This is a genomic window from Exiguobacterium sp. SH5S13, from assembly GCF_004337085.1.
Lineage (GTDB): Bacteria > Bacillota > Bacilli > Exiguobacteriales > Exiguobacteriaceae > Exiguobacterium > Exiguobacterium aurantiacum_A.
Genome location: NZ_SJUS01000026.1, coordinates 39980 through 46242 on the forward strand (window position 1 = coordinate 39980; position 6263 = coordinate 46242).

Consider the following 6263-nt stretch of genomic DNA (forward strand, 5'->3'; position numbering starts at 1 on the left):
CTGAAAAACGTACAAACTTATTCTTATGGAGGTGAATCCCCGATTTTTTGGGGAATTTTTGGACAGTCCCATGTTACTCAGTTTATTGATCGTCGCCTTTCTCATCTTCATGACCGCCTTTTTCGTGGCGGCCGAATTTTCAATCGTCAAAGTCCGGAGCGCACGGCTCGACCAACTCGTGCTCGAAGGAAACTCACGAGCGTCCGTCGCTAAAAAAGTCATCGAGAACCTCGATGACTCGCTATCCGCCTCGCAGTTCGGCATCACGCTCGCCGCGCTCGGCCTTGGTTGGATCGGTGCCGATCAAATCGAAGGAATGATTCAACCGCTCGTCGACCGCTTAAGCGTCTCGCCGTCGGTTTCCACATTCCTGTCGTTCTTAATCGCCTTTTTGCTAATCGCCTTTTTACACGTCGTCATCGGCGAACTTGTCCCGAAGACGCTCGCCGTACATGAAGCCGAGAAATTGACGTTGCTCGTCGCCCGGCCGCTCTACTTCTTCACGAAGCTGTTGTACCCGTTCATCCGGGTGCTCAACAGTATGGCCCGGCTCACGCTCCGCTTGTTCGGTGTCAAGACGACGGCGCAAGAGACGGCGCACTCGGAGGAAGAACTCAAAATTATCATGACGGAGAGTTTTCGAAGTGGCGAAATCAACGAGAACGAACTCGCTTACGTTCAAAATATCTTCTCGTTTGATGAACGTGTTGCAAAAGATGCGATGGTGCCGCGGATGAATATGGTGACGATCGATGAAGAAGACTCGATCGAGACGATTATCGCGACCGTCCAAGAGCATCAATATACGCGCTATCCGGTCACACGAGACGGTGACCGCGATGACGTGCTCGGTTTTATTAACGCCAAACAAGTGTTCACGGCCCAACTCGTCAAGAGTGACGCCCCGCTTGAATCGTTCATCCATCAGTTACCTCTCGTCACGGAGTTCACACCGCTCCAAGAAGCGATGGTGAAAATGCAGAACGCACGGACGATGATGTGTCTCGTCATCGATGAGTACGGCGGCACCGCCGGCCTGCTCACGATCGAAGACATCCTTGAAGAGATCGTCGGTGAGATTCGCGACGAGTTCGACCGGGACGAACAAGCCGAGATCACTGAAGTCAATCCAGGCCATTATCGCTTGTCTGGTCTCGTGCTCACGCAAGAGATCGAAGAGCGCTTCGGCATTGAGATCGAGGATGACGTCGACACAATTGGTGGTTTCGTCCTCTCGCAAAAAGCGAATGCACGCACCGGCGAACGTTTCGTCCTGCCAGGTGAGCACGAACTGATCGTCCGCGAGATCGACAATCACCGCATCGTCTTTGTCGACTTGATTCTTGCGCATAAAGACCAGCTTCGAGCCGAAATGGACTGAGTGTCTTTGACCGCCCTCCCTTGAACATTAGGGAGGGCTTTTCGATTGACGCTCGAACTGTCGCTATATTTTCAAGGCTTGTCGTGATATACTGCACATATGTTGCTAATTTGAGTGCGTGCCACTCATTGACACAACATCACCGAACAGTTCATTAATGTTCGGTCCAACAACTACAGAAAGAAGGTTACGCATGGAACGTAAACTATTTTTAATTGACGGAAACTCCATGCTGGCCAGTGCCTACTACGGTGCCGCCGCGAGCCGAACGAAAAAAGGACGCGAGGTATCTAAAAACGATCGGAGTGCCGTCATCGGTATGACCGGCCTCATCCGGACGATTCTACGCAGACATCGTCCGTCTCATTTTGTCGTCGTATGGGACGTCTCACGTGAAACATTGTGGCGTCGCGAGCTTTATCCTGGCTATAAACGCCGCCGTCGCCAGACACCACCCGAGTTGAAGGCTCAAATGGAACTCATGCGCCAATTGCTTGAAGAGAGCGGAATCCCGCAATATCAAGTCGAAGGCTATGAGGGAGAAGATTTGATTGCCCACATCGCTCGGAAGTTCAGCTGCAGCGCGCCTGTCGTCATCATGACGAAGGATAAAGACTTGCTTCAGCTCGTGAGCCCACGTATCACAGTATGGCTTCAAACACAGGAGCTTCAGCAAATGCAAGCTCGTTGTGATATCCAAGACAACCGTCCGCTCCCACTCAAGCGACATCTCGAGATTCGTCCTGAGGAGATTGCAGCGTTGTACGAAGGATTGAAGCCGAAACAGCTCTCAGCGGTCAAAGCGTTGACGGGAGACCGTTCAGACGGCATCCCACCTGTAGCCGGCCTTGACGAAAGTCAATCGGTACAGTTGATCAAACGCTTCGGTTCGCTCGATAAGCTTTACACGGCGCTTAGCGTCAAAGGCGATAAACGACAACTGATCAATGAAACGATCGCGGCACTGACGTCAGAGGAAGTGCCCCGTAACTTGAGACGTACACGCAAAAAAGCCGAGCGCAACATGGAGCTCGTCCGTCTCGATGTCACGGTGCCAGAACTTGAACATTTGAAACTGGCTCATCTTGAGCTCAGCATCAATTCAAAACGGGTCGAACAAGCGTATCAAAAACGCGGCATTCGCCTCTCGTTTGATTCGAGTCAAAAGAAAATTTCAGCACGTTAAAAAGCGCGGACATTAGTCCACGCTTTTTATATTGACCGTAATCCCATCGGCGTCGGTGAGCGACCATTCCGACGTCGTCCCTCCGAGTTCGTGGTTCGTCGAAGCGTCGACAAAAAGCGTCCATGCTTCAAGTCCCGCCTCGTCGTTCATCGGTTTAGTCGGACGGGCCCAGACGTTCGCACCGATGTGATGATGATACCCGTCGGCCGCGAGGAACAGTGCGCCCGGGTATGAATCGGTCGTGACGGTAAACCCGAGTCGATGTTGATAGAATAACTTGGCCGCTTCGAGGGAACGTACTTTAAAGTGAAAGTGTCCCATCGTCGTCCCGACAGGAAGACCTGTGAACGAACGGTCCGCTGCCGCTTCGAGCATCGATTCGTACTCAACCGGATCGGTCGACATCTTCACGTGACCGTTCGCTTCATATTCCCACTGCTCACGTGGCCGGTCAGCATACAGCTCGATGCCGTTCCCTTCCGGATCGTTCAAATAAAACGCCTCACTGACCAAATGGTCGCCTTGACCGACTTCAATCCGTCGCTCGATCAAATGACGGAGAATGCGTCCGATTTCGACGCGGTCCGGCAGCAAGATTGCCATGTGGAACAAGCCGGCCGCCTTCCGGTTCGGACGGACACCTTTGACTTCATGCAAGATGACGAGCGGCGTATTCGGCGCACCGAGCGTGACGCGGTCACTGCCGACTTCAAGTACGTCCATTCCAATGACTTGTTCGTAAAACTGTTTCATGTTTTCTAATTCACTGACCCGGAGCGTGACCGGTCCGAGTTGGATATTGGTTAATTTCATGTTTTCTCACCTCTCTCTTTACTATACATGCCGTGTCCCGTTTGCAGAAGACGGCACAAAAAGGTGGTATAGTTACCGAAAGGATACTTAGAGAGGAGTGAGACTCATGACGATGATCTCAAGCTGTGAAGTCGATACCGCACTCGAACTGATCACCGGTAAATGGAAACCATCGATTTTACTCGCGCTCATCAACGGGGGGACGCTCCGGTTCAGTGAACTGAAACGCTCGCTCCCGAACATTAGCCAAAAGATTTTGACAGCCCAGTTGCGTGACTTAGAAGAGCAAGATCTCATCATCCGTACCGTCTATCCGGAAGTCCCGCCGCGCGTCGACTATCAGTTGAGCGAGTACGGCAAGACGCTTATCCCGGTCCTTGAGACGATGAACGCTTGGGGCATGAAGCACGCTGCACGCATGCAACAAAAATAATTTGTCCACATGTGGATAACTCATTTCCGTATCACTGCCCATCACTTATCCACAGGAGGATCCTCATGATTTGTTATCCACAGCTCACCGGCCGCGCGTCATAGTTTACTTCACGACGCCGAGACGACGTTCGCACGCCACGGCTTCACGCTTCAATTTGAACCGTCTGTTTGGACACAACATAAAGCAAAATCGGCCCGGCCGTCCCGCTCTATTTCGACTTCTCGGTCACACCCGCCATCGTCTTCCTCACCGGATTCGCTTTGTTGAGCGGTTTCTTCATCATCCGCGTCAATATTCCCATCCAACTGTTTTTGCAGACGAACACGGAACCAAGCTACCTCGGTCGTGTCATGGGCGTCCTCGAATCGCTCGCGATGGGGATCACCCCGCTCGGTTTCGTGTCGTTCGGGTTATTGAGCGAATGGATGTCGGTCACGTCACTTTATGCGATTTGCATGGTATGCCTGCTTTCGATCACGCTGTTCGCGATGCATCGCATCCGTCACGATATCGCGGCTGAAAAAGCGACGGTACTGGCTGAAGTCGAAAGCGCGCCGACACATCAATGAACGAAAAAAAGACATCGAACGTTTTTCAGTTCGATGTCTTCTCTGTTGATGGAAGGACTCGTTTCTCTAACAAGAACGGCCCGAACGGGATGACCGAAGCCATGACCGCGAGGACTAACACTTTGAAGCCCCAGTTGAAGCGCCACGCCATGTAAACCGCTGCCGCCACGTAAGCGACGAACAGGAAACCATGGGCCGCACCGACGATGCTGACGGCTAGCGGCATGCCAGCCAAATACTTGAGCGGCATGGCGATCAACAATAAGAGCAGGAATGACATCCCCTCTGTATAACCGAGCCATTTGAATCGAGTTGCGTTCATATCCGTTCTCCTTTTTAATCGATGCTACGTTCATCGTAGCCGATAGAGGTGAAGTTTGTCACAGGGGAACGTTAGAAAGTCGTTAGGCTATTTGACGATTTGGTGAACGATGCGCAATTTTTGTTTCGACGAAGCGGCGAAGGAACAAGCCGTCGACGCCGATTTTGCCTGCGTTGTAGCCCGCGACGAGAATCAAGACCGATACGATCAACATCGTCGGGTTCGTGCTGACCGTCCCTGACAATAAGAACGCCATGTTCATGACGAGTCCGAAGAAAGCCGCGCTGCGTGTGAGGGCGCCAAGCAAGAGACCGAGACCGACCAAGAACTCACCATACGGAATTAAGATATCGAAAAGTGCTGCGTTTGGAATCGCGAATTTTTCAAGGAAAGCTGCCCACCATCCGGCGACCGCCGGGTGATCTCCCGTCGCGAGTGAAGCTGCGTTTTGAAGGTAACCGCCTGATCCGAAGCCGCCCGTGATTTTACCCCATCCGGCTGTGAGCCATTGATAGCCGAGCCAGATCCGTAACACCGTCAAGATGCCGGTTGCGATGTTGTGGTTTTGCCAAAACTTTGTGAACATGATAATTCCTCCTTTTGAATGGTTGAATAATGGCTTATATGTGATTACATTCACAATACACCATCCATGTTCATGTTTTCACATAGCTTGAGACAATAGTTCACGTTTCGTTCATATGTGTGTCACAGGTCAGTAACTTTTTGGAAATTGCACCAAAAAAAAGCAATGTCTACTCGAGACATCGCTTCCACTGCTGTGAACTACTCACCACTTATTTGCTTCGCAACTTGAAGTGGGAGCTTCTTGGGAAGACCGTGCTTTGACTAGCCACGGTTGTGGACCAAGCTCGTCGGGCAGTCCCTGCCCTGGGGTGTTTTAGTCTGCGAGACGCAACAGGTTGAGGCTCGCGTTGACGTCGCGGTCGTGGTGCGTGCCGCATGCGGCACAGGTCCACTCGCGGACGTGCAGGCCCTTCTTGCCGCCGTTCTCGCCGCAGGCCGAACAGACCTGGGTCGAGGCGAACCAGGGGTCTGCCTTGATGAGCGTCCGTCCATAGAACCTCGCCTTATATTCCAGCTGGCGGACGAACTCGCCCCACCCGGCATCCCCGATCGACTTCGCCAGGCGGCGGTCCTGCATCATCTCCCTCGGCTTCAGCGTCTCGACGACGACGACTTGGTTCTCGTCGACGATGCGTCGCGACAGCTTGTGGAGGAAGTCGTGCCGTCGGTTCTTGACCTGCTCGTGTTTCTTCGCGAGGACGAGCCGTGCCTTCTCGCGGTTCCTGCTGCCGGGCTTCTTGCGGGAGAGCGCACGCTGCGTGCGTTTGAGCCGCGCCTCGGCCTTTCGTAGGTTGCGCGGGTTCGCGATCTTCTCCGTGACGAGCGCGTCGTTCGTCATGACTATAAATGATAGTTTTAAGATGTCCTAAAACGTTGGGATAACAATGTACAATTTCGTCTCCTTCTCGCATACTTGTTCACGAGGTGAACGACTATGCAAATTCAATTAAACGTAGACACGACGTTCG

Annotated in this window: 7 protein-coding genes and 1 pseudogene; 4 read left to right on the top strand and 4 right to left on the bottom strand. The window is 52.6% G+C overall.

Annotated elements, in window-relative coordinates; all coding sequences use genetic code 11:
* Positions 1-70: 70 nt before the first annotated feature.
* On the top strand, positions 71-1381 hold the full coding sequence (locus EVJ30_RS12580) for a hemolysin family protein (RefSeq protein WP_071398830.1): 1311 nt from the start codon (positions 71-73) through the stop codon (positions 1379-1381).
* 193 nt (positions 1382-1574) lie between these two features.
* Positions 1575-2567, top strand: a complete 993-nt coding sequence (locus tag EVJ30_RS12585) for a 5'-3' exonuclease (RefSeq protein WP_070328350.1) — start codon at positions 1575-1577, stop codon at positions 2565-2567.
* A gap of 12 nt (positions 2568-2579) precedes the next feature.
* On the opposite strand, the gene EVJ30_RS12590 is transcribed toward EVJ30_RS12585, so the two are convergent.
* Positions 2580-3380, bottom strand: a complete 801-nt coding sequence (locus EVJ30_RS12590; RefSeq protein ID WP_131469348.1) for a VOC family protein — start codon at positions 3378-3380, stop codon at positions 2580-2582.
* 106 nt (positions 3381-3486) lie between these two features.
* Between EVJ30_RS12590 and EVJ30_RS12595 the strand changes: the two genes are divergently transcribed.
* On the top strand, positions 3487-3813 hold the full coding sequence (locus EVJ30_RS12595) for a winged helix-turn-helix transcriptional regulator (protein WP_131469350.1): 327 nt from the start codon (positions 3487-3489) through the stop codon (positions 3811-3813).
* A 314-nt stretch (positions 3814-4127) separates the two neighbouring features.
* The gene (locus tag EVJ30_RS12600) at positions 4128-4385 is read left to right on the top strand and encodes a hypothetical protein (protein WP_201739082.1); all 258 of its coding nucleotides are present in this window, start codon (positions 4128-4130) and stop codon (positions 4383-4385) included.
* Positions 4386-4410: 25 nt separating this feature from the next.
* Here the strand turns inward: EVJ30_RS12600 and EVJ30_RS12605 are convergent, their stop codons facing one another.
* The 3 genes and pseudogenes from EVJ30_RS12605 to EVJ30_RS12615 form a co-directional block, all read right to left on the bottom strand.
* Positions 4411-4707, bottom strand: a complete 297-nt coding sequence (locus tag EVJ30_RS12605; RefSeq protein WP_021068057.1) for a DUF3817 domain-containing protein — start codon at positions 4705-4707, stop codon at positions 4411-4413.
* 82 nt (positions 4708-4789) lie between these two features.
* Entirely contained in the window at positions 4790-5293 is a 504-nt protein-coding gene (locus tag EVJ30_RS12610) for a DoxX family membrane protein (protein ID WP_131457930.1), read from the bottom strand.
* Positions 5294-5608: 315 nt separating this feature from the next.
* A pseudogene (locus EVJ30_RS12615) lies at positions 5609-6142 on the bottom strand (RNA-guided endonuclease TnpB family protein); the annotation flags it as partial.
* Positions 6143-6263 lie beyond the last annotated feature (121 nt).